The sequence below is a fragment of the Mesorhizobium sp. M2E.F.Ca.ET.219.01.1.1 genome, from assembly GCF_004016445.2.
Taxonomy (GTDB): domain Bacteria; phylum Pseudomonadota; class Alphaproteobacteria; order Rhizobiales; family Rhizobiaceae; genus Mesorhizobium.
On record NZ_SADT02000005.1, the window covers coordinates 536,433 to 558,632 of the forward strand.

General features: G+C 65.4%; 21 protein-coding genes. 4 read left to right on the plus strand and 17 right to left on the minus strand.

Annotated features, from left to right (window positions below):
- Nucleotides 1–165 precede the first annotated feature (165 nt).
- Together EN862_RS25700 and EN862_RS25705 are read right to left on the minus strand one after the other, a co-directional pair.
- Nucleotides 166–1,878, minus strand: coding sequence for an ATP-dependent Clp protease adaptor ClpS (locus tag EN862_RS25700; RefSeq protein WP_127866300.1), 1,713 nt, complete (start codon nucleotides 1,876–1,878; stop codon nucleotides 166–168).
- A gap of 271 nt (nucleotides 1,879–2,149) precedes the next feature.
- Nucleotides 2,150–3,064, minus strand: a complete 915-nt coding sequence (locus tag EN862_RS25705; RefSeq protein WP_127866301.1) for an alpha/beta hydrolase — start codon at nucleotides 3,062–3,064, stop codon at nucleotides 2,150–2,152.
- A gap of 152 nt (nucleotides 3,065–3,216) precedes the next feature.
- Between EN862_RS25705 and EN862_RS25710 the strand changes: the two genes are divergently transcribed.
- From EN862_RS25710 to EN862_RS25725, 4 genes are all read left to right on the plus strand, one after another.
- Nucleotides 3,217–3,756, plus strand: coding sequence for a TetR/AcrR family transcriptional regulator (locus EN862_RS25710; protein ID WP_348632087.1), 540 nt, complete (start codon nucleotides 3,217–3,219; stop codon nucleotides 3,754–3,756).
- A gap of 178 nt (nucleotides 3,757–3,934) precedes the next feature.
- Nucleotides 3,935–4,666 (plus strand): NUDIX domain-containing protein, encoded by a 732-nt coding sequence (locus tag EN862_RS25715; RefSeq protein WP_127866303.1) that lies wholly within the window; start codon nucleotides 3,935–3,937, stop codon nucleotides 4,664–4,666.
- Between the two features lie 13 nt (nucleotides 4,667–4,679).
- Nucleotides 4,680–5,663: an SPFH domain-containing protein gene (locus EN862_RS25720; RefSeq protein WP_127866304.1), complete on the plus strand. Its 984-nt coding sequence runs from the start codon at nucleotides 4,680–4,682 to the stop codon at nucleotides 5,661–5,663.
- 10 nt (nucleotides 5,664–5,673) lie between these two features.
- Complete coding sequence (locus EN862_RS25725; protein ID WP_127866305.1) at nucleotides 5,674–6,570, plus strand: NAD(+)/NADH kinase; 897 nt, start codon at nucleotides 5,674–5,676, stop codon at nucleotides 6,568–6,570.
- A 28-nt stretch (nucleotides 6,571–6,598) separates the two neighbouring features.
- On the opposite strand, the gene EN862_RS25730 is transcribed toward EN862_RS25725, so the two are convergent.
- The 15 genes from EN862_RS25730 to EN862_RS25805 form a co-directional block, all read right to left on the minus strand.
- On the minus strand, nucleotides 6,599–7,138 hold the full coding sequence (locus EN862_RS25730; protein ID WP_127866306.1) for an NADH-quinone oxidoreductase subunit B family protein: 540 nt from the start codon (nucleotides 7,136–7,138) through the stop codon (nucleotides 6,599–6,601).
- Nucleotides 7,139–7,142: 4 nt separating this feature from the next.
- Nucleotides 7,143–8,654: an NADH-quinone oxidoreductase subunit C gene (locus EN862_RS25735; protein WP_127866352.1), complete on the minus strand. Its 1,512-nt coding sequence runs from the start codon at nucleotides 8,652–8,654 to the stop codon at nucleotides 7,143–7,145.
- Nucleotides 8,655–8,673: 19 nt separating this feature from the next.
- On the minus strand, nucleotides 8,674–10,125 hold the full coding sequence (locus tag EN862_RS25740; protein ID WP_127866307.1) for a hydrogenase 4 subunit F: 1,452 nt from the start codon (nucleotides 10,123–10,125) through the stop codon (nucleotides 8,674–8,676).
- Nucleotides 10,122–10,784 (minus strand): hydrogenase-4 component E, encoded by a 663-nt coding sequence (locus EN862_RS25745; protein ID WP_095819077.1) that lies wholly within the window; start codon nucleotides 10,782–10,784, stop codon nucleotides 10,122–10,124. The genes EN862_RS25740 and EN862_RS25745 overlap by 4 nt, the downstream gene beginning before the upstream one ends.
- Entirely contained in the window at nucleotides 10,784–11,740 is a 957-nt protein-coding gene (locus tag EN862_RS25750) for an NADH-quinone oxidoreductase subunit H (protein ID WP_127866308.1), read from the minus strand. The genes EN862_RS25745 and EN862_RS25750 overlap by 1 nt, the downstream gene beginning before the upstream one ends.
- A complete protein-coding gene (hyfB, locus tag EN862_RS25755; protein ID WP_127866309.1) occupies nucleotides 11,731–13,746 on the minus strand; it encodes a hydrogenase 4 subunit B in 2,016 nt (671 codons plus the stop codon). The genes EN862_RS25750 and hyfB overlap by 10 nt, the downstream gene beginning before the upstream one ends.
- Nucleotides 13,743–14,054 carry a helix-turn-helix transcriptional regulator gene (locus EN862_RS25760; RefSeq protein ID WP_127866310.1) on the minus strand — a complete coding sequence of 104 codons (312 nt, stop codon included), beginning with the start codon at nucleotides 14,052–14,054 and terminating at the stop codon, nucleotides 13,743–13,745. Before EN862_RS25760 ends, hyfB begins: the two co-directional genes overlap by 4 nt.
- Nucleotides 14,055–14,237: 183 nt before the next feature.
- Nucleotides 14,238–15,134, minus strand: a complete 897-nt coding sequence (locus tag EN862_RS25765) for an RNA polymerase sigma factor (protein WP_127866311.1) — start codon at nucleotides 15,132–15,134, stop codon at nucleotides 14,238–14,240.
- A gap of 134 nt (nucleotides 15,135–15,268) precedes the next feature.
- Entirely contained in the window at nucleotides 15,269–15,589 is a 321-nt protein-coding gene (locus tag EN862_RS25770; RefSeq protein WP_245518530.1) for a hypothetical protein, read from the minus strand.
- A 104-nt stretch (nucleotides 15,590–15,693) separates the two neighbouring features.
- Nucleotides 15,694–16,659, minus strand: coding sequence for a 2-dehydropantoate 2-reductase N-terminal domain-containing protein (locus tag EN862_RS25775; protein ID WP_127866312.1), 966 nt, complete (start codon nucleotides 16,657–16,659; stop codon nucleotides 15,694–15,696).
- Between the two features lie 131 nt (nucleotides 16,660–16,790).
- Complete coding sequence (locus EN862_RS25780; RefSeq protein WP_127866313.1) at nucleotides 16,791–18,446, minus strand: FAD-binding dehydrogenase; 1,656 nt, start codon at nucleotides 18,444–18,446, stop codon at nucleotides 16,791–16,793.
- Between the two features lie 36 nt (nucleotides 18,447–18,482).
- Nucleotides 18,483–19,469 carry a Gfo/Idh/MocA family oxidoreductase gene (locus EN862_RS25785; RefSeq protein WP_127866314.1) on the minus strand — a complete coding sequence of 329 codons (987 nt, stop codon included), beginning with the start codon at nucleotides 19,467–19,469 and terminating at the stop codon, nucleotides 18,483–18,485.
- Between the two features lie 279 nt (nucleotides 19,470–19,748).
- A complete protein-coding gene (locus EN862_RS25790; protein WP_127866315.1) occupies nucleotides 19,749–20,324 on the minus strand; it encodes a YceI family protein in 576 nt (191 codons plus the stop codon).
- A 66-nt stretch (nucleotides 20,325–20,390) separates the two neighbouring features.
- Nucleotides 20,391–20,963, minus strand: a complete 573-nt coding sequence (locus EN862_RS25795) for a cytochrome b (RefSeq protein WP_127866316.1) — start codon at nucleotides 20,961–20,963, stop codon at nucleotides 20,391–20,393.
- 301 nt (nucleotides 20,964–21,264) lie between these two features.
- Nucleotides 21,265–22,155 carry a LysR family transcriptional regulator gene (locus tag EN862_RS25805; RefSeq protein WP_127866318.1) on the minus strand — a complete coding sequence of 297 codons (891 nt, stop codon included), beginning with the start codon at nucleotides 22,153–22,155 and terminating at the stop codon, nucleotides 21,265–21,267.
- Nucleotides 22,156–22,200: the final 45 nt, after the last annotated feature.

The window sequence follows — 22,200 nt, forward strand, 5'->3', positions numbered from 1 at the left end:
TGCGGTCCGGACCTGTCGTCAAAATCCTAGCATGGCTCGGCTCGGACCGAAATGCGATTGCCGAGCTCGTCGCCTCCGGGGGCGCCGCGCCTCGCTCTGCAATCGCCACGTCATCATGCCGGGCAACGGACGGTCGACGTTACCCGCTCACAATTCGACACCGACTCAGTAGCCGGAAATCTCCTCGGTTGCTCCGCCAAGCAGCCTGACATTGAGCCGGCCGCCGGTGAACAGCATGTCGTCCAGCGCCTCGGCGAGATCCTGGGAGGTCACGGCTTCTCCGTCGCCCTGCATGATGCTGGCCTGCGCGGCGCGGCGCATCAGTTCTTTGATGAAAGCCGCGCTGACGCCTTTCGTGCGCGCCACCGCCTCGCTCACGATCCCGTCGGAAAGTTTCAGCCCGCCGCCATAGAGGCGTACCAGCTTTTCCCGGCAGGTGTCATCCGGCAGCGGCACCTCGATAGCCTGGTCGATGCGTCCCGGGCGCCCTGTGAGCGCCCCTTCCAGCTGCTCGGGCCGATTGGTGGTCAGCACGAACAGGATGTCGGCATTGTCCTTCAATCCGTCCATCTCGTTGAGCAGCGTGTTGAGCAGGGATTCTTCACATGGACTGCCCATGGTCTCGCGGTCGCGGGCGATGAGATCCACGTCCTCGATCACCACCGTGGTCGGCTGCAGCAGGCGCGCCAGGGTCATGTATTGCGACAGAAGACCCATCTGTCCCGCCGTTATGATCAGGGTCGTGTGGCCGGGGAGATTGGCGGCGAGGTAGCGGATAGTGTGCGTCTTCCCGGTGCCCGGAGGGCCGTAGAGTAGGATGCCCTTGCGGGTGGATTGCCCAAGCCGCCGCAGCGCCTCCCGGCTTTCGATGAACCGGATCACGTTGCGGTCGAGAAGCCTCAAAGTCTGTTCCGGCAGGATGACCGCGTCGCGCTGAACCTGCGGCAGCCGATGCACCATCACGCCTTTGGAGCGGCCCTGATAGTCGCCTTCCGTTTCGAGCGAGAGGACCTTGCCGCGATAGGAGCGTGCGGCGTTGATGGCAGCCTCCAACTGCGCAAAGCAGCGGTCCACCAGCGCCACGCCGGCCTCGCCCGCTGGCACGGCGATCTCGACGCAGGTTCCGGCTTCGCGGCCATATTCGCGGTGAAAGGACAGCACCACCGCGTAATGCAGGTCGCCGTCGCGGTTGAGCCATAAGCCGTTGTTGAGGCACTTGACCGGCTCGCTTTCGCCGATGTCGACCTCCTGGAATTGCGCCGCCGAGATGGTGACGGCGTATTGTCCGTCCTTTGTCAACGCGGCATAGGTCAGCGTCTCATAGCGGTGCTGCTCGTATAGGCCGAAGAAGCGAATGGGCGAGGCCGAGAACAATTTGTCGAGCGCCACCTGCACGTCGGCGCGCATATGGCCGGGAAACTGCCGCGAGGTAGCGATGATCTCGTCATGCGCCAGCCCCGAAAAATGCCAGGCGATTGCCTCGTGGGCGTATTTGAACTTCCTGTCGCGTGAATCCTGTGTTGGATAGCCGATGGCGGGCGCGGCTCCGCCGGAAGTCGCGGTGACGCGAAGCGAAACCCGTGTCGGCCGGCCGGTGGCGGCTACGGCATCGGTTTCGCCGGGAGCCGCGGTGATGCGAAGCGGATGACCGGCCGCCTTGATGCGCTGCTCAGCCGTCTCCAGCATCGCCTTCGCGACAGCGGATGGATAGCTGCCGCACACGGCCTTTCCCTGTTGCGATACCGTCGCGGTCAAGGCTTCGGCCTCCGCCTCCGATCGGCTGAACACCGAGCATATGAGGTCGACCACAAACGCCCACGGCGTCTGGTCGTCATTGTGAATGACGAGTTGTAATGCCTCGTCGTGTGTGTGGCGCATTGTAACAGCTCACTTCGCAGGCTGCTTCGGACCGGCAATATCTGTGCCATATTGCATGATTGTTAACAGATCGCCGGCCGAAAGCCTCGAAATTGTTCGAACGGCCGCCTCAATGGCCCATCTACACGCGGAGGACTACGAAACCTCGCGGGCTTCTTTTAGGCATCGCTTTCTCGACGGCCAAAAGCGAATAACGTCATCGCGGCCATCTTCCACATCGGAACAAGGTTGGTCCTGGTGAAGCCCATCGGGTTCCTCGACAGGCCGCCGATCAGTTGTGCTTCAAAAATTCCTGCACGGCGCTGATTGTCGGTCCGGGAGCCTCTTCCATCAGCCAGTGCCCGGACTCGGGGATGACGACTTCGGTCACATTGGTGGCGGCGTTGCGCATCACGACCGCCTCCGTCTCGCCGAAGGATTTCGCGCCGCCGATGGCGAGCACGGGCATCGGCAATTTCCTAACCAGGGTGGCCTGGTTGTCGATGGCGTCCTTGCGGATCGACCGGAACTGGGCGAAGGCGGCGTGCATGGCGCCGGGCCTTGCATAGAGTTTCGCGTAGTGCCGGCGGGTCGCCTCGTCGATTTTCGCCGGCGTGCCCGCGAAGTCGTTCCAGAACCTGTCGAGATAGATGCGTTCGCGGCCGCGCACGAGGCGCTCCATGTCGGGACCGCCTAAGTCGAAATGCCACAGCCTTGGATCGCGCACGATATCGTTCCAGGGCGGAATGCCCGGCACCGGCGCGTCCATGACGACAAGCTTGTCCGTCTTTTCAGGATAGCGGGCCGCATAGGCGTAGGCGACCATCGTGCCGATGTCGTGTCCGATGATATCGGCGTTGCCGATGCCCAGATGATCGAGCACGGCCCGGATGTCGGCGGCCTGGTTCCATTTTTCGTAGCCGCTCTCCGGGATCGACGAAAGCCCCATGCCGCGCAGATCGGGAACGATGACGGTATGATCCTTGGAAAGGCCGAGAGCCAGCGGCTTCCACATGTCGCCGGTGTCGCCAAATCCGTGTATCAGCACCACGGCCGGCCCCGATCCGCCGATGCGCGCATAGATTTTGGCCCCGTTCGCGGCCACCATTTCAGTGTGGAAACCCGGAAAGGTGCCGCCTTCCGCGCGAGCAGTCATCGGCGCTGTTATCGCCAGGAACAACGAGAGCGCCAACGCCTTGCCGAGCATCTTTCCCTCCACCATTTCCAACTACGGATGATGAAATGTAGAATGATCGTTCTACATTAAGCAAGCACTATTATGAAGACGCTGAGTAGGAGGCTGACATGGGAGCGGGAAGACCACGCGAGTTCGATATCGACCAGGCGCTCGACCGTGCGGTGCAACTCTTCTGGCGCCATGGCTATGAGGGGACTTCAATTGCCGACCTCACTGAAGCGCTCGGCATCACCCGCGCCAGCCTCTACGCCGCCTTCGGCAGCAAGGAGGCCTTGTTCCAGCGCGTCATGGATCGCTATGAGAGCCAGGCCGGCGCTTACAGGCGTGCGGCCCAGCAAGCCACGGCGCTTGAGGACGCAATCAGGCTGCTGATGACCGGGCCTGTCGAGCTGCACGGAGACAGCCGCAATCCGCAAGGTTGTCTGGGTGTTCAAGGAGCGCTGTCTGTCAGCCCGATATCGCAGGCGGTCAGGGGTGATCTGGCCGCTCGGCGTCGCCGCGGGGAGGCGGGCATTTTAAAACGACTGCAGCGCGCACAGGCCGAAGGCGAGTTGCAGGCCAGCGCGCAACCCGCGGATCTCGCCCGGTACCTTTCCGCGCTGATATACGGAATGGCGATATTGTCGGCTGATGGAGCGACCAAAAAGCAATTGCAAGCGGTCGCGGATATCGCCCTTCGGGGCTGGCCGAAAGTTCATTAGGCGACGGTATGAACCCGTAGCGGCATAGGAACACTGCCGCGACGCACGGCCCACGGATACATCTCCCGCCCAGATGGCATTCCAGCCGCTCGAGCTTGTCCGGTGACAGGCGGAAATGTCCGTTGACATATATGCAAATTAGATATATGCGGTTTGCGTATTACAGGTGGTGCATGCGATGAACGAGACCGATTTCCTCAACGACTACGATCCGAGTGCCTTCCAGCGGCCTTCAGTGGCCGTCGACCTTGTCCTGCTCGGTATCCGCGATAACCGGCCGGCCGTGTTGCTGGTCAAGCGCGGCCAGCTTCCGCATGCGGGGCGCTGGGCGCTGCCGGGTGGCTTTGTCGGGATCGACGAGTCGCTGGATGCGGCCGCCGCGCGGGTGCTGCGCGATAAGGCGGGCATGGCCGAGGCCCACCTCGAACAGCTCTACACGTTCGGCGCGGTGGCCCGCGATCGGCGCATGCGCATCATCAGCATCGCTTACCTCGCATTGCTCACCGAGCAGGCCTTCGATGCGGCGCTCGGCGCGATGCCGGCGCTGCTGCCGGCCGCGATCCAGGTGCCCTGGTCCGGCGAGACCGGTGGGCCGGTGAACGTGCTGTCACCGGAAAACGAGACACTGGCGCTCGCTTTCGATCACGCGGATATCCTGGCGATGGCGATGCTCAGGCTGCGCGGCAAGCTCGACTATTCCGATGTCGCCTTCGCGCTGCTGCCCGAGCTCTTCACATTGCGGCAGCTGCAGGATGTGCACGAGGCGATCCTGGGCACGTCGCTCAACAAGCCGGCCTTCCGCCGGCGACAGCTCGACAGAGGATGGCTCAAGGCAACCGGCGCCTATGAAACGGGCGCCGCCTTCCGCCCGGCCGAGCTCTATCGTTTCCAACCGTCCACGGCCGATTGAGGGAGAGACCACCATGGCCACCATTCGCAGTCTAGGCTTCGTCGCCCAGCTTCGCAGCGAGGCAAGCAGCCATGTCATCCGCTACCGCAACGGCCGGGCGATCGAAAGCGGCCGCGGCCTGGTCTTCTGGTTCGTGCCCGAGACCGCCAGCATCGCCGAGCTGCCGATGGACGACCGCGAGATGACCTTGTTCGTCAAGGGCCGCAGCCAGGATTTCCAGACCGTCGCCGTGCAGGGCACGATCGGCTGGCACGTCGTCGATCCGGCGCGGCTCGCCGAGCGCGTCGATTTCAGCATCGATCTCAGGACCGGCAAGCTGCGCGGCGAGCCGATCGAGAAGATCCAGGCGCGCATTGCCGGCATCGCCAACCAGGCGGTGCAGCAATATCTCGGCCAGGCGCCGGTGCGCACGCTGCTCGACGCCGGCCCTGCGCCCTTGCGCGAGCGGCTGCAGGCGCTGGTCGCCACCGATCCCGCTCTGACCGACATCGGCGTCGCCGCCGTCGCCGTGCGTCTCACCAACCTGACGCCGACCAGCGAGCTCGAGCGGGCGCTGCAGACGCCAACCTTCGAGGCGCTGCAGCAGAAGGCTGACGAGGCGACCTTCCAGCGCCGCGCTTTGGCCGTCGAGAAGGAGCGGGCGATCGCCGAGAACGAGCTGGCGAACAAGACCGAGCTGGCGCGGCGCGAGAAGCTGCTCATCGCCGAAGAAGCCGAGAACGCCCGCAATCGCGCAACGGGCGCGGCCGAAGCGCAGCAGATCGAAGCCGGCGCCGAGGCCGAGCGCATCCGCGCCATCGAGGGCGCGAAGGTGGAAGCCGAAAGGCAGCATATCGCCATCTATCGCGACCTGCCGCCCGCGATCCTGCTCGGCCTTGCCGCCCAGCAGCTCGCCGGCAAGCTGGAGAGGATCGAGCACGTCAACGTCACGCCCGACCTGCTCGCCACTGTACTTGGCGAGTTCCGCAAGAGCCCGGCGGCGATCGAAGGCCGGTAAGGAGCGAGCCATGGCCGCGAACCGACCCCGCGCGGTCTTCGTGACGCGCGAGACCGACTACGAGCTGCTGATCGCGCATCACGCGACGCGGGGTCAGGCCCGCTTCTTCCTTGAGACGCGCGGCCAGCGGCTGGAAGACGTCGAGGCCCGCCATGATCGCTTCCACGCCGTGCTGGGCACCGCCCGCGCCGCGGTGCCGGCCGATTGGCGCCAGACCCTGGTGAGCCGCGCCGACCTCAACCGCTTCCTGTTCGCGCCCGACGACGTCATCGTCGCCGTCGGGCAGGACGGGCTGGTCGCCAATGTCGCCAAATACCTCAACGGCCAGCCGGTGCTGGGCGTCAATCCGGCGCCCGATCTCTATGACGGCGTGCTGGTGCGCATCGGCGCCGGCAGGCTGGCAAAACTGCTTGCCGCCAGCAGCGCCGGCGATGTCCAGGTGGAATCGCGCACCATGGTCCAGGCCGAGCTCGGCGAGGGTGAGACGCTGCTTGCGCTCAACGAGATATTCGTCGGCCATCGCAGCCACCAGTCGGCCCGCTACCGCATCGAGGCGGAAGGCGAGGCGGAGGATCACTCCTCCAGCGGCCTCATCGTCGCCTCCGGCACCGGCGCGACCGGCTGGGCGCGCTCGATCATGGAGGCGACGCATCTGGAGCTGTCGCTCGGCGGCGAGGAACATGCGGTCGGCTTCTGGGTGCGCGAGCCCTTCCCGAGCATCGCGACCGCCACGAAACTGCGGGCGGGAAAGATTACCGAAAAACCGCTTTTCATCACCTCGCGTATGAACGAGGGCGGCGTGATCTTCGCCGACGGCATCGAGCAGGATTTCATCGCCTTCGACTGGGGCAGGCGGGTGCGGCTTTCGCCGGCGTCACGGGTGCTGCGGCTGGTGGTCGATCGGTAGCGCCGCGGCAGCGCCGCGCGTCCGCTGTTCAGCTCCTGGAAGCTCCAGCCCTCCCGTTTGCGCCGTCGAGCAGCGCGATCAATCCCTTGAGGATTTCGATCGGCGACGGCGGGCATCCCGGGATGTGCAGGTCGACTGGCACCACGTCCGACACGCCGCCGACCACCGCATAGCTGCCCGCGAAGCAGCCGCCGTCCTTGGCGCAATCGCCTAGCGCAACCACCCATTTCGGGTTGGGTGTCGCCTCAGAAGTCCGCTTCAGCGCCTCGCGCATGTTCTTGGTGACCGGCCCGGTGACCATCAGCACATCGGCATGGCGCGGCGAGGCGACGAAGCGGAAGCCGAAGCGCTCGATGTCGTAGAAGGCGTTGTTGAGCGCGTGCATCTCGAGCTCGCAGCCATTGCAGGAGCCGGCGTCGACCGCGCGGATCGACAGGCTCCGGCCGAGTTTCCGGCGCGCCATGCCGTCGAGCGCGCGCGCCAGCTCGTCGACGGCAGCATTGCTGGCTCGTGGCGGGCGTTCCGTCAGGGGCGGGCGGATCAGGCTTTCGAAGAGCAGTTTTCGCATGATTCTACAGGTCGTGGCCGGAATAGGAGCAGTTGAACGATTTGTTGCAGAGCGGGAAATCGGCGACGATGTTGCCTTCGATCGCCGCTTCCAGCAGTGGCCACTGGAACCACGACGGGTCGCGCAGGTGGCAGCGCTCGGTCAGGCCGTCCTCGCCGATGCGCAGCCAGGCAAGGATGTCGCCGCGAAAACCCTCGACCACCGCCATGCCCTCGCGCGGCCCCTCTGGCGCCGCGACCTCGACAAGGGTCGGGCCGGCGGGCAGCCGCCCGAGAATCTGCTCGACCAGCGACAGGCTCTGCTCGACCTCCCGCACGCGGATCCAGACGCGCGCGTTGACGTCGCCCTCCTGCAGCACCGGCACATCGAAGGTAAGCTGGTCATAGGGGGCGTAAGCAAGATCGCGCCGCGCGTCGAAATCGCGGCCCGAGGCGCGCCCGACATAGCCGCCGGCGGCATATTGCCGGGCAAGCTCGCCCTTGAGCCGGCCGGTCGCCACCGTGCGGTCCTGCAGCGAGGCCGTGTTGTCGTAGAGCTCGACCAGATGCGGGAAGCGCCGCCTGATCTCCGCGACCAGCGACCGGATGGCATCCGCCCCCGCCTCGTTCAGCTCGCTTGCAGTGCCGCCGGGCAGGATGCGGTCGCGCATCAGGCGGTGGCCGAAGGCCGCATCGGCGGCGCGCAGCACGCGTTCGCGCAGCACGCCGCAATGCGCATGCATGATCGCGAAGGCGGCGTCGTTGCAGATGGCGCCGATGTCGCCCAGGTGGTTGGCAAGGCGCTCCAGCTCGGCCATCAGCGCCCGCAGCCAGATCGCGCGCGGCGGCGGCGCGACGCCGAGCGCCGCCTCCGCCGCCTGGGCGAAGGCCAGCGAATAGGCGACGGTGCTGTCGCCTGAGGTCCGGCCCGCGAGTTTCGCGGCTTGATTGATTGATGCGCCCTGCATCAACCCTTCGATGCCCTTGTGCACATAGCCCAGCCGCTCCTCCAGCCGCACCACCGTTTCGCCGCCAGCCGTGAAGCGGAAATGCCCCGGTTCGATGATGCCGGCATGCACCGGCCCAACAGGAATCTGGTGGAGGCCGTCGCCCTCGGCCGTCAGGAACCGGTAGGACGATGCGGCCGCCGGCCCGCCGGGCCGCGCCGCCAGCGGATGTGAGACGCCCCATTGGCCGTGGTCGAGCCAGCGCCGGCTGTCGGGCAGGCCTTGCGGCGCCAGCCCGAACAGGTCCGCCGCGGCGCGTTCCAGCCGGAGCGCCGGCGGATGGTGCTGGCCGACCGACGGGTAGCGGCCGCCACGGCAATCCATGCTGATCACGCCGATGGTCTGCGCCTCGTCGAGAAGTGCCATGTGCACTTTGTCCGGCTCCCCCCACAGGCCGAGCAGGCTCCAGCGGCCGGCGGCGAGCTGCTCGACGGCGAGGTTCCAGGCCTTCGGGGCGACGACGGCGCGCCGCCAGGGCGCGTGATGCTCCACCTGGCGGTCGGCCTCGATGAGATCGGCGAATGCGGGCATGTTTTTCCTAGTCATGCGCCTACCCCAGGATACCGGCGACGTGCTGGAACCACGCCACCAGCGGCGCCGGCAGATAGATGCCGGCGGCAAACACCAGAGCGAGATGCGAATACATCGGCACATAGGACGCCTCGACCGGCGCCATGCCACCGCGCGGCTCGCCGAAGGCGACGCCGGTCAGCCGCAGCAACAGTGCCCCGAAGGCGATGAGCAGCCCGAACACCAGCGGGATCGCCAGCCAGGGATGCCTGGCGAAAGTCGAGCTGACGACCAGGAACTCGCTCATGAAGATGCCGAGCGGCGGCAGGCCGGCGATGGCCACGACGCCGATGACCAGCGCCCAGCCAAGCCCGGGATGGCTTTCGGTCAGACCCCTGATCTCGGAGATCTTCTGCGTGCCCTTGACCTGCGCGATATGGCCGACGGCGAAGAAAATAGCCGATTTGGTCAGGCTGTGCATGACCATGTGCAGCAGGCCGGCGAAATTGGCGAGCGGACCGCCCATGCCGAAGGCGAAGACGATGATGCCCATATGCTCGATCGAGGAATAGGCGAACAGGCGTTTGATGTCGCGGCGGCGGTAGAGCATGAAGGCCGCGAAGATCAGCGAGGTCAGTCCCATCGTGACCATCAGCGGCCCCGGCCCGATCGCCTGCGGGCTCGCCGCGAGCAGAAGCTTGAAGCGCAGCACGGCGTAGAGCGCGACGTTGAGCAGCAGGCCCGACAGCACCGCCGAGATCGGCGTCGGGCCCTCGGCATGCGCGTCGGGCAGCCAGGCATGCAAAGGGGCAAGGCCGACCTTGGTGCCGTAGCCGAGCAGCAGGAAGATGAAGGCGACGCTGAGCAGCGCGGGATCGAAATGCGCCGCCTTTTCGATCAGCACCGACCAGACCATGGCGTTGGTGCCTTCGCCGACGACCGGCTGCGCGGCCATGTAGACGAGGATCGTACCGAACAGGGCCAGCGCGATGCCGACGCTGCCGAGGATGAAATATTTCCACGCCGCTTCCAGCGCCTCATGCGTGCGGTAGATACCGACCATCAGCACCGTGGTCAGCGTGGCGAGTTCCACCGCGACCCACATCAGGCCGATATTGTTCGACACGAAGGCCAGGTTCATGCCGAACATCATGATCTGGTACATGGCGTGGTAGAAGCGCAGGTTCGGCGCGGTCAGCCGGCCGGTTTCCAGCTCATGCGCGATGTAGGACGCGCTGAACACGCTGGTGGTGAAGCCGACGAATGTGTTGAGCACGATGAAGACGATGTTGAGGTCGTCGACCAGCAGATATTGTCCCGGCGCCGGCCGGTCGGTGACGAACAGCGACAGCGCCGCGAGCAAGGTGAGCAGGCTGGCGATGACGTTCACGAGGGCCGTCATCTTGTAGTTCGGCATTGCCGCCAGGATAGCCGCGGCGCCCGCTGGGATGAAAAGGATCGCGGCCACGGCGTCGAAGGAAAACCCGCTCACCGGCGTTCTCCCCGGTAGTCGTCGAGCGCGCCGATATCGACCGAATCGAACCGTTCGCGGATGCGGAACAGGAAGACGCCGATGACGATGAAGGCGATCAGGATCGAGAAGGCGACGCTGATCTCGACGACCAGCGGCATGCCCTTGGCGCCGGTGGCAGCCAGCACCAGCCCGTTCTCCAGCGACATGAAGCCGACGACCTGGCTGACGGCGTTGCGCCTTGTGACCATCACCAGCAGGCCCAGCAGGATGATCGACAGCGCGAAGGCGAGGTCCTCGCGGGCGAGCGGGTCGGCCTCGGGCGTCACCCGAAGCATCAGCACCATGGAGAGCGTCACCAGCCCGATCCCGGCAAGCATGGTCGGGCCGATGCCGACGGCGGTCTCGATGTCACGGTGGATGCCGAGCCTCTGGATGATGCGATGCAGCCCGACGGGAATGACGATCGCCTTGAAGACCAGCGCTATCGCCGCGGTGATATAGAGATGATGCGCGTCCTGGATGTAGGCCTGCCAGGCCACCGAGAGCGCAAGCACGACCGCATGCAGCGCAAAGACGTTGATCAGCGCGAACAGGCGGTCCTGGTAGAGCATCATGAATGAGATCAGCACCAGGCTGCCGGCGAGCAGATGGGCGATGTCGAAGGTGAGACCGTTCATCACAGGCTCCGCGAGACGAACAGCAAAAGCGTGCCGAGCAGCGCCAGCATCAGCGCCGCGCCCAGGAAGTCCGGCACGCGGAAGACACGCATCTTGGCGACCGCCGTCTCGAACACGGCAAGCAGGATGGCGAGCACTGCGAGCTTGCAGAGATAGGCGGCGGCGCCGACGGCCAGTGCTTTCGGCCCTGCGCTTGCGCCGTCCAGCCCCCAGGGTAGGAAGACGCAGGCGATCAGCGACATGTAGAGCAGCAGCTTGAGGAAGGTGGCGAGCTCGATCATCGCCAGATGGCGGCCGGAATATTCCAGGATCATCGCCTCATGCACCATGGTGAGCTCCAGATGCGTGGCCGGATTGTCCACCGGTATGCGCGCATTCTCGGCGATCGCCACCATAACCAGGGCGATCAGCGACATGCCGAGCGATACCCGCAATCCGACTTCAGGCGAGCCCATGAAGGCGGCGACCGTCGAGAGCTGCGTGGCGCCGGCCAGCAGCGCCAGGCTGAACACGATGAGCAGCATCGCCGGTTCGGCGAGTGACGCGATCATCACCTCGCGGCTGGCGCCGAGGCCGCCGAAGCTGGTGCCGACATCCATCCCGGCCAGCGCCTGGAAGAAGCGAGCGCTGCCAAGCAGCGCCACGATGACGATGAGGTCGGCGGTCCAGCTGAATTCGAGGCCGGTGGCGAATGTCGGGACGAGCGCGGCTGCGACCCAGGTGGCGGCAAAGATGAGGTAGGGCGTCACGCGGAACAGCCAGGACGCATTGTCCGCCAGCACGACCTCCTTGCGCATCAGCCTGACGAGGTCGCGATAGGGCTGGATCAGCGAAGGCCCCTGCCGCCTGACCAGCCGCGCCTTCACCTTGCGCACGAAGCCGATCAGAAGCGGCGACAGCAGAAGCACGACCAGCATCTGCGCGCCCTGCACGGCCAGCTCAAAGATCACGGCCATAGCGCGAGCACCAGAAGCAGGATGACGAGGTAGAGGAAGACCAGCGTCAGGTAGCGGCGGATGGTCAGGAACTGCAGGTGGTTCAGCCGCTCGGTGGCGAAATCGATCGCGCCGGTGATCGGCTGATAGAAGATCTCCCAGGCCACATCATGCATCTCCACCTTGACTCGCGCCGGCTCGAGGGCGCCTGGAGCCGGCATGTCCACCGTCTCGCGCGAGCGGAACGCGAAGCCGCCGAAGACGCGGCGAATGGGCTGCGCGAAGCTGACGGCCGAGTATTGCGCGGCCGGCACCGCGTCCGGGAAGCCGCATCCCCATGCGATGCCCCGGCGCAGCGCATGCGAGGCGAAGCGGTGAATGAAGAAGGCCGCGAGCGACGCCGAGATGGTGATGAAGACGAACACCAGCAGGCCGTTATAGGAGCTGCGGCTTTCGGCGATCGGCACGATCGACAGCCAGGGCTGCGCCATCTGAACCGGCATGCGCTCGCCGACGAGCGGAAGCGTCACAGTCGACAGGCTATCGATGACGAAGCCTGGCAGGATACCGGCGAGCAGGCAGAAGGCCGCAAGCACGACCATCGCCGCCAGTGACCAGCGATCGACTTCGCGCGCGCGTTCCACCGCCGCCGACCGCGCCCGGCCAAGGAAGGTGATGCCGAATGCCTTTACGAAACAGGCCGCGGCAAGTGCGGCCGACAGCGCCAGCATGCCGCCGACCGCGGGCACAATCACCTTCAGACCCCATTGCGGCAGCTCGGGGCTGCGTAATATGGCCTGGAAGACCAGCCATTCGGAGGCAAAGCCGTTGAAGGGCGGCAGCGCCGAGATCGAGACGCAGCCGATCAGGAAGACGAAGCTGGTCACCGGCAGGCGATGGATGAGGCCGCCGAGCTTTTCCATGTCGCGTTCGCCGGTTGCCGAGAGCACGGCGCCGGCGCCGAAGAACAGCAGGCTCTTGAAGAAGGAATGGTTGAGCACATGGAAGAGCGCCGCGGTGAAGGCCAGCGCGGCCGCCGACGCCATGCCGTTCGCCTTGAATGCCAGCGCAAGGCCGAGGCTGGCGAAGATGACGCCGATATTCTCGATGGTCGAATAGGCAAGCAGCCGTTTGAGGTCCTTTTCCATCAGCGCGTGCAGGATGCCCAGCACCGCCGTCACGCCGCCGATGAGAAGCACCGCCACGCCCGACCACCATGCCGGCTCGCCAAGCAGGTCGAACACCACGCGGATGAAGCCATAGATGGCGACCTTCGTCATGATGCCGCTCATCAGCGCCGAGACGTGGCTGGGCGCTGCCGGATGGGCAAGCGGCAGCCAGGCATGCAGCGGCACGAGGCCGGCCTTGGAACCGGCGCCAAGCAGCATGAGCACCAGTACCGCGCCGGCGGCGAACCGATCGGGATGCGCCGTCCGCATCGCGTCGAACGCATAGGTTCCCGCCGGCCCGGCCAGCAGGCCGAAGGCAAGCAGCAGCGCCATCGTGCCGAAGCTTGCCATCACCAGGTAGATGTAGCCGGCGCGCCGGCTGGCCTCATCGCGGTGATGCGCCATGACCAGCGCCCAGGAGGCGAGCGACATGAATTCCCAGGACAACAGAAAGCTGAAGGCGTCGTTGGCCAGCACCACGAGGTTCATGCCGGCGAGGAAGGCGGGATAGAACGGCAGAACCCGATGCGGCTGGGATTCATGCTGGCCATAGCCGAGACCGTACAGGCTGGTGATCGTGCCGCCCAAATTGACGACGACGAGAAAGAACGCCGACAGGCCGTCGAGCCGGAACCGGGCGCCGGTCCAGGGCAGGCCGAGCGGCAAGGTGGCGGAGGCCTCGCCGGGGTTGCCGGCGAGATGGCTGGCGGCAGTCGCGAGCAGCACGGCTGAAATGGCAAGCGTCGCGCCATAGACCAGTCGAGTCGCGGCGGCGAGCCGGCTGGCGGCCGCAGCCAATATGGCTGTTGCCAGAAGCGCGGCAGGACCGCACAACAGGAGGGCGACAGTCGAATTCACGGCATGCTCCCGCCCGGCTCGGCGTCGTCGCCAACGGTTCCGGACGCCTTGGCGGGATCGAAGCCGGCCTTCAGCCGAACGCCGCGACCGCCGCCCTGGCTGGCCGCGCCTTCGCCGATCAGTTCGATGCCGGCCCCCTCGAGCGCCGCGATCAGCTTCATCAGCGAATCGACATTGCCCCGGATGATCGAGCCGCTGGCTTCCATGCGCTGGATTGTCGGCAGCGACAGGCCGGACCACTCGGCAAGCCGTCGTTGATCGATGCCGAGCAGCGATCTTGCTGCGCGCAATTGCGGTGCGGTTATCACCGGCGACTCTCTTGTTCAGTTCTGAGATATGAGGTCTCGGTGCTGCAGCCTACATTAAAATGTCTTATCGTCAAGGATTGATGTTTAAAACATCGATGTTGATGGTGCTGAAGTTGTCGGTCGGTTAATGAGCGTTTGCCGGCGGGAGATCGATTCGAAGGCGCAAACGCGGCCCGAAGCCGGTTACTCTTGTTCGCTGGGGACCAAGAGGACGTCGGCCTCCGCGATGCAGTAAGGGGCGTGGCGGAAATCGCGGATTTGGACGACTTCTTCGCCGCGCCATTCGATCAGCATGAAGCCGCGCGGCGCTCCGCCCGCCTGCGGGTTTCGGATCAGGATCGCAGGCCGGGCCTCGACGAAGCCGAGCGACAACGCCCAATCGCCGAGCCGCTCGTAATTGCCGAAATAGGTCGAGGCTTCCTTCTTGCCGTTGAGGCGGGTGCGGTTGACGACATCGACCTGGACGTCCTCGGCGATCAGCGCCCTGACCCCGTCGAAATCGCGCGCGTTGAACAGGTCGATGTAGCGGCGCAGCCGGCGCTCCTCTTCCGGTTCGAGTTTTGGCATCGCGACGTCGGCCGGCGCCGAAGCCAGCGCCTTCAACTCAGCCCGGCCGCGATGCAGTGCCGCCTTGCTGGCGGCAAGTGTCGCGCCCGTCACCTCGCAGGTCTCATGCAAGGTGAGGCCAAGCACGTCGACCAGGATCACGGCACTGCGCTGCGCCAGCGTGAGCTGCATGAAGCTGCGCAGGCTTGCCGCCGCCGCGAGCCGAATCTCCGCGTTGGCGGAGATATCCTCAATTCCGGTCATGTCGGCTTCGGTCATGCGCGAGCGCTCCCGCTGGCGGCGGCGCAGGTGATCCTGCGCCGCATTGTGGGCGATGCGGAACAGCCACTGCTCCGGTCGTTCGACCAGAGCGCCGCCGTCATGGGCGGCGAGCGCCTTCACCACCGCCTCCTGCACGATGTCCTCGCCCTCGATGGCGGAGCCCGCCATGCGCGCGACATAGCGGTGCAGTTTCGGGCGCAGGCCGACGAGCATGGCTTCAAGTTCCGCACGGCCGAACCCTGCCAAGCTCATGTCCTCTTTCTCGCCTCGCCGATGACTAAAGCATGTCTCCCGAAAGTGGGAACCGGTTTCGGGATAAAGACATGCGCAAAACCAAAGACCTAAAGCGCATGGAGCGGATCCGAAGGATCGCGACGCGCTTTAGATCAGGCGGTCGCGGCCTCATCGGCCCTGGCCAGCATACGATAATTGCCGACGATCTTCGCCGGCGACCTCACCAGCGGCGTCGAACGCCGCCCGGCGTGATCGGCGCCAAACAGCTTGAACGTGTCGAGTTCGGTCAGTGCCGAGCTGTCCTTGTCATAGCCGACAAGATGGACGAATTCGCCATTACCGAGTTCGAGCACCAGATAGCGTACGGATTGCGGCTGCGCTTCGTCCAGCGCCTCGAACACTTTTTCCACCAGCGCCCGGTTTTCGGCGATGCCGGCTTCCTTCACGCCGTAACGGATGAGATTATAGGTCATGGTCGTCTCCTATTTGCGGGTCTGCATGAGGAAGACGTTCCATGGGCTCGAAAGGATTCTCAGGCTGGGCTCCATCTTTTGATCGCCTCCGGCGATCAGCCGGTTCAGCCGGGCGCGCCGATCATGGAGGCGATCGTGTCGTCGCTGGCCGATTGCGGCTGCATCCGGCCGCTGGCCAGCTCGATCGACAGCCTGCACAGGGCTGCGTTGACCGGCGTCGCCATGCCGTGCAGCCGCCCGAGCAGCACGATCTCGCCGTTGAGGAAGTCGGTTTCGAGGGAACCAGTTCCGCGCACAATGCTCTGTAGCGTCGACGACCCGACGCGCGTCCGGCCGGGAATGGCGGTTATGGTCAGTTCCTCGCGAGCCATGGCGTCGGTTTGGTCCCACGCGATTCCGGCGGCGGTCAGCACCGCCTCCGCCTCGGCGAGCGCCCGAGCATACCATTTCCGCTGAAGCTCGGCGTCCTCGAGCGCAGCGTCAATGATGTTGCGAAGATTGGCCAGCAGCTTGCGGTATTTGCTCTCCATCACATTGTCCCTGGCTTCGGCGATGAAGCCGGACGCGCTGAGTATCCGGCACAGTTTCTCGACGGTGCCGTCGGTTCCGGAAGGATAGCGGCCGATGTCGAAGGCCCCGATCTTGGGCGCGAAATAGGCCGCGACCTCGCCGGGCGTGTCGTAGTCCGCCGGCAGCATCACTGTCGCGCCATAGACATTGGCGAAGAAGCGCAGGGCCAGCGCCTCGTTGGCGACGCCGTTCTGGAAGCAGAACACCGGCTGCGCAGCCAAGCCGGCGGCGTTGAGCCGTTGCAGCGCGCCGAGCGTATCTGGCGTCTTCATGGTCAGCAGCACGACATCGTCCGGTTCGAAGGAAATCTCCGACGGGTCGGCGTGGACAGGAAAGCGCGCGGTCCTGGTGCCTTGCGGGGTAGACAGCGACAGTCCCGAGGCGCGGATGGCGTCGAGCTGCCTGCCGCGGGCGATGCCGATGACCGTGTGGCCGGAAAAACGTAGCTGGGCCGCGATGGCGCCGCCGATCGCGCCGATGCCATAGACGATAATGCGCATCTCGTTCTCATTGCGGTTGGAGTTCGTTCAGGGAAAAGTGGGAGCAGTTTTCCGTGTGGAATTGCGTCAAACAAAGACATAGGGCGCTTCACCGTTTCCGTGAAACGGTGAAGCGCGCTCACGCCTATCGTTCACGCAATCGTGGCCGCCGCCGCTCGTCCCGCGCTGCGGCCTGAAAAGATGCAGCCGCCAAGGAAGGTGCCTTCCAGCGCCGCATAGCCATGCACGCCGCCGCCGCCGAAGCCGGCCACCTCGCCGACCGCATAGAGACCCGGCACCGGCTGCCCAGTGGCATCGAGCACCCGGCTGTCGAGATCGGTCTCGAGCCCTCCCAGCGTCTTGCGGGTGAGGATATTGAGACGCACCGCGATCAGCGGCCCGTTCGCCGGATCGAGCATCTTGTGCGGCCGGGCCGTGCGGATCAGCTTGTCGCCGAGATAGGCGCGCGCGCCGCGCAGCGCGGTGATCTGCGCGTCCTTGGAGAACGGGTTGTCGAGCTGCATGTCGCGGGCGCGGATCTCGCGCTCGACCTGGGCGACGTCCAGCAGCGGCTCGCCGCCGGCCAGCGCATTCATGCGCTTGACCAGCCGGGCAAGGTCCGCCTCGACAATGAAATCCTCGCCCTTTTCCATGAAGGCTTTCACCGGACCGGGAATGCCCGACGTGGCGCGGCCCAGCACCTGCCGCCAGCTTTTTCCCGTGAGGTCGGGGTTCTGTTCGGAACCCGACAGCGCGAACTCCTTCTGGATGATCTTCTTGGTCAGGATGAACCAGGAATAGTCGAAGCCGGTGCCCATGATATGGCTGAGCGTGCCTAAAGTGTCGAAGCCCGGATAGAGCGGCACCGGCAGCCGCTTGCCGCGCGCGTCGAGCCAGAGCGAGGATGGGCCGGGCAGGATGCGGATCGCATGATCGGTCCAGATAGGCGCCCAGTTCTTGATGCCCTCGACATAGTGCCACATGCGGTCGCGGTTGATGTTCCTTCCGCCCGCAGCCTCGGTGATCGCCAGCATGCGCCCGTCGACATGGTCGGGCACGCCGGTGATCATCCGCTTCGGCGGCGCGCCCAGGCGCTCAGGCCAATTCTTGCGCACCAACTCGTGATCGCCGCCGATGCCGCCGGAAGCGACGATCACCGCCTGCGCGCCGAGTTCGAATTCTCCGGCCACGGTACGCGAGCTCTTGTGTCCGCGCTCGACACTGCTCGGTTCCAGCACGTCGCCGCGCACGCCGGTGACGGTGTTGCCGGCGCGGATGATCTCGTTGACCCGGTGGCGGAACCGGAACTGGACGAGCCCGCGCTTCTGCGCCTCGCGCACGCGCAGCACGAATGGTTCGATCACCCCGGGGCCGGTGCCCCAGGTGATGTGGAAGCGCGGCACCGAGTTGCCGTGGCCGGTCGCGTTGCCGCCACCGCGCTCGGCCCAGCCGACGACGGGGAAGAATTTCAGGCCCCTCTCGATCAACCAGGAACGCTTCTCGCCGGCGGCGAAGCCGACATAGGCCTCGGCCCATTTGCGCGGCCAGAAATCCTCCGGCCGGTCGAAAGCGGCCGTGCCCATCCAGTCCTCGAGCGCGAGGTCGTGCGAGTCGCGGATGCGCATGCGCCGCTGCTCCGGCGAATCGACCAGGAACAGCCCGCCGAAGGACCAGAAGGCCTGCCCGCCCAGCGACTGCTCCGGTTCCTGGTCGACGATGATGATTTTCTTGCCGGCGTCGGTCAGCTCGGCGGCGGCAACGAGGCCCGCCAGCCCCGCGCCGACAATGATCACGTCCGCGTCAGCCATTGTTCCTCCCAGAAAGAGCCGGCGAATTTATCGCGTTCAGACGGTTTCCCAGCCGTCCTTTTCGCCGGCGCGGAAGATGGCGTCGATGACTTTCTGGTTGAGCACCGATTCCTCCAGCGTGAAGACGCGGTCCTTGCCGCCCTGTGCCGCCCGCACGAAGGCCTCGCATTCCAGCCGGTATTGCTGCGTGCCGGGGAAGCGGAACACCTGCGCCTCGGTATGGTTCTGGTTGTGCAATTCGATGCGGTGGTGCTCGTAGAGCCCGGCATTGAACGGGCCGAAGACCTCGATGAAGCCTTTCTCGCCGTGGAACACCATCACCTGGCGCGCCGCCATTTGCGTCGACAGATAGAAGGACAATTCGAAGTCGCCGAAATCGGCGCGGATCGAGGAATAGATGTCGGTGCCGAAGGTCTTGTCGCGCTCGATCGTCGCCTGCACGCGGATCGGCTCCTTGCCGGTCGAGAAGCGCGTCGACACCGTCGGATAGACGCCGATATCGGGCAGCGCGCCGCCGCCCAGATCGAGCTTGTTGCGCATGTTGTTGGGGTCGACATTGTAGTAGGAGAACGCGCCCTGCACGTGGCGCAGCCGGCCGATGGCACCGCCGGCGATGAGATCGCGCACCTTGATCCATTGCGGGTGGTAGGTGACCATGAAGGCCTCGCAGACCAGCACCTTCTTTTCGTCGCGCAGCTTGATCAGCGGCGGAATGTCCTTGGCGTCGAGCGCCAGCGGTTTTTCCACCAGCACGTGCTTCCCGGCTTCGATTGCTTTGGCCGTCCATTCGACATGCTGCGAGGTCGGCAGCGGAATGTAGACGCCGTCGACCTCCTCGGAGGCAAGCAGCTCCTCATAGGAGCCGAAAGCGTGGCGGGCGCCGAAACGCTCGCCCAGCGCCTTGGCCTTCGACAGGTCGCGGCTGGCGATCGCCGACAGGACGCCGTTCTCCGAATCCACGATTGCCGGCAAAAGCTGCTCGCGGCCGATCTTGGCCGTCGACAGAACACCCCATCGGAACATCACGCTTCTCCATGTCGGTTTACAGGCAACGAGGTTTGCCCGAAATCGACGGAAAAGCCAATGCAGGAGGCTCCTTTCCTCGCCCCACGCAGTGGGGAGAGGTGGCCCGGCGAAGCCGGGACGGAGAGGGGCCTTCGTAGAGTGCTGACTTCAAGTGGAGCGGCTTCACCACGGCACAATTCTGCGAAGGCTCTGCCGTCGCATAGGGCATCGCCCGCTCCGTCTCGGGCTTCGCCCCAGCCACCTCTCCCCCGCGTTGCGGGGGCGAGGAAATGGCGCTCAGCCCCGTCTCCCCGTCAGCGTCATGTCGAAGTCGACGACATTGGAGTAGAGCGGCGTGCCGACATCCATGCCGTAGCGCGACCGCAGCACCTTGCCGGTGACGTGGAATTTGATCGTGCCGGATTTCAGCCCGCCGAGCTCGGCGGTGAACTTTTCCGGGAACGTCTTGCCGCGCGCCGTCAGGCGCCCGGTAACGACTGCCGTCGTGTCGCCGGTGCGGGTCACGCTGGTCGAGCGGAACTGGATTTCCGGATTGTTGGCGGCGTCGAACACCGCGTCGGAGCGCAGGAAGGCGTCGATGCGGCCCTGGCCGGTGCCGACGCTTTCGGGATAGATGGTGAGGTCCACCTTGGAGCGGCCGACATCGCCATTGTCGATACGGATCGTGCCCTTGAAACGGCCGAAAGCGCCGTCGAAACCGCCGCCGCCGGCCTTGCCGATGGTGAAGCGGATCGAGGAGCCCGACGGGCTGATCGTGTAGCTGCCGGCGGCGTCGCTGAGCGCCACTGCGGCAACGGCAGGCACGGCGAGGCAAGCGGCAAAAGCCGCCAATCCGAGGATGCGCGCGTTCATGGTTTTTTCCTTCCGCAGATACGCATTTTCTGCGTTCTCGCCCCACCAACGAATGATGGCGCGGTTCTATTCCCTGCCTGACGAAGGTGTGATCATGCGCGTCAGCACATTGTCGCGCAGCAGGAAATGATGGCGCAGCGCCGCCGCGATATGCAGCGCCACCAGCGCGATGCCGGCATAAGCGAGATACCAATGCGCGGACGTCCAAAAGCTCTCCGAAGCATCGGATTCGGCCAAGGGCAGGTTGGGCATCACGAACAGGTTGAACGGCATGGTCGGGATCTCCAGCGTCGACACCGAGACCAGCGCCCAGCCGGAGAGCGGCAGCGCGATCTGGAAGGCATAGAGCGCGAAATGCGCCAGCGGCGCGGTTCTGCGCTCCAGCGTGCCGACCGAGGCCGGCAATGCGGGCGCCGCGTTGCCGAGCCGCCAGGCGATGCGCAGGATGATCAGGCCAAGCAGCAGGAAGCCGAAGGATTTGTGCAGCTGGATCAGCTCGAAGGACGTCCGCTGGCTTGTCGTTCGCACCATGACATAGCCGAGCGCGAACTGGCCGATGAAGATGACGCCGATCAGCCAGTGCAGGACGATCATCGCCCAGCCATAGCGGGTAGGGGTGTTGGTGAGGGATGTCTGCATGGCCGAAGAACGCCGCCGAGATCAGCTTTCTTCCGAACTATCCTATGCCTCGTCCCCGAGACAATTCCAGAAGCCGGCGCCGCCCCTCATTGCCCTGCCGGGCATTTCTCCCCGTTCACGGGGAGAAAGGGGCTGGCCGCGACGCTGGCGTTCTTTCTTGCCGCGTTGGCGATTGGCGAAACCGCCGGCGACATCTCCCTTCTCCCCGTTCAACGGGGAGAAGATGCCGGCAGGCAGATGAGGGGCAGCGCCGACGTTGACAAGTTCGCCTTTCACCTTGAACCGGCGACCTTGTCCGTGCCTACCCGCTCACCTTGAAGAAATCCACGAACGCCCTTAGCGCCGGCCGCATCTGCCGGCGGCTGGGATAATAAACGAAGAAACCTTCGAAGGTCGGACACCAATCCTCCAGCACGCGGATAAGCCTGCCGTCGGCGAGCGGTGCCCGCACATAGGGCTCGAAGACGAAGGCGAGCCCGGCGCCGTCGATCGCCGCCTGGGCAATCAGATGGTCTTCGTCGAGGATCAGCGGCCCTTGCGTCGCGATCTCGATTTCCTCGCCGTCCTTCTCGAATTCCCAGCGGTAAAGGATGCCGCTGGAGAAGCGGAAGCGTATGCAGCGGTGGTCGGCCAGCTCGCGTGGATGGCGCGGTGTCGGCATCGTCGCAAAATAGGAGGGTGCGGCGACCACCGCGCCCCGGAGGTCAGGCCCGATGCGCACCGCGATCATGTCGCGCTGCAGGCTTTCGCCGAGCCGCACGCCGGCATCGAAGCCGCCTTCGACCACATCGGTGAAGCGATCCTCGATGACGATCTCCAGCACGATATCGGGATAGGCCGCGGCAAAGGCGCCGAGCCTGGGCGTCAGCGTCAGATGGGCGGCCGTGCGCGGCACGGTGAGCCGCAGATTGCCCGCCGGCCGGTCGCGCGCCTCGACCGCCGTCTCCAGTGCCAGGTCGATCTCGGACAGCGCCGGGCGCAGCCGTTCGAGCAGTTGCGCGCCTTCTTCGGTCGGCGCGACGCTGCGCGTGCTGCGCGCCAGAAGCCGCACGCCGAGCCGCGCTTCCAGGCTCGACACCGCGTGGCTCACCGCCGAGGGCGCGATGCCGAGCTCGCGCGCGGCGCCGCGAAAGCTGGCGCATTGGGCGACGGTGGCGAGCACGGCGAGCTGCGAGAGGTTGGTGCGGTTCATTGGTCTATGTTTTAGAACAAGCCGTGCGAATGAGAGCCGATTATC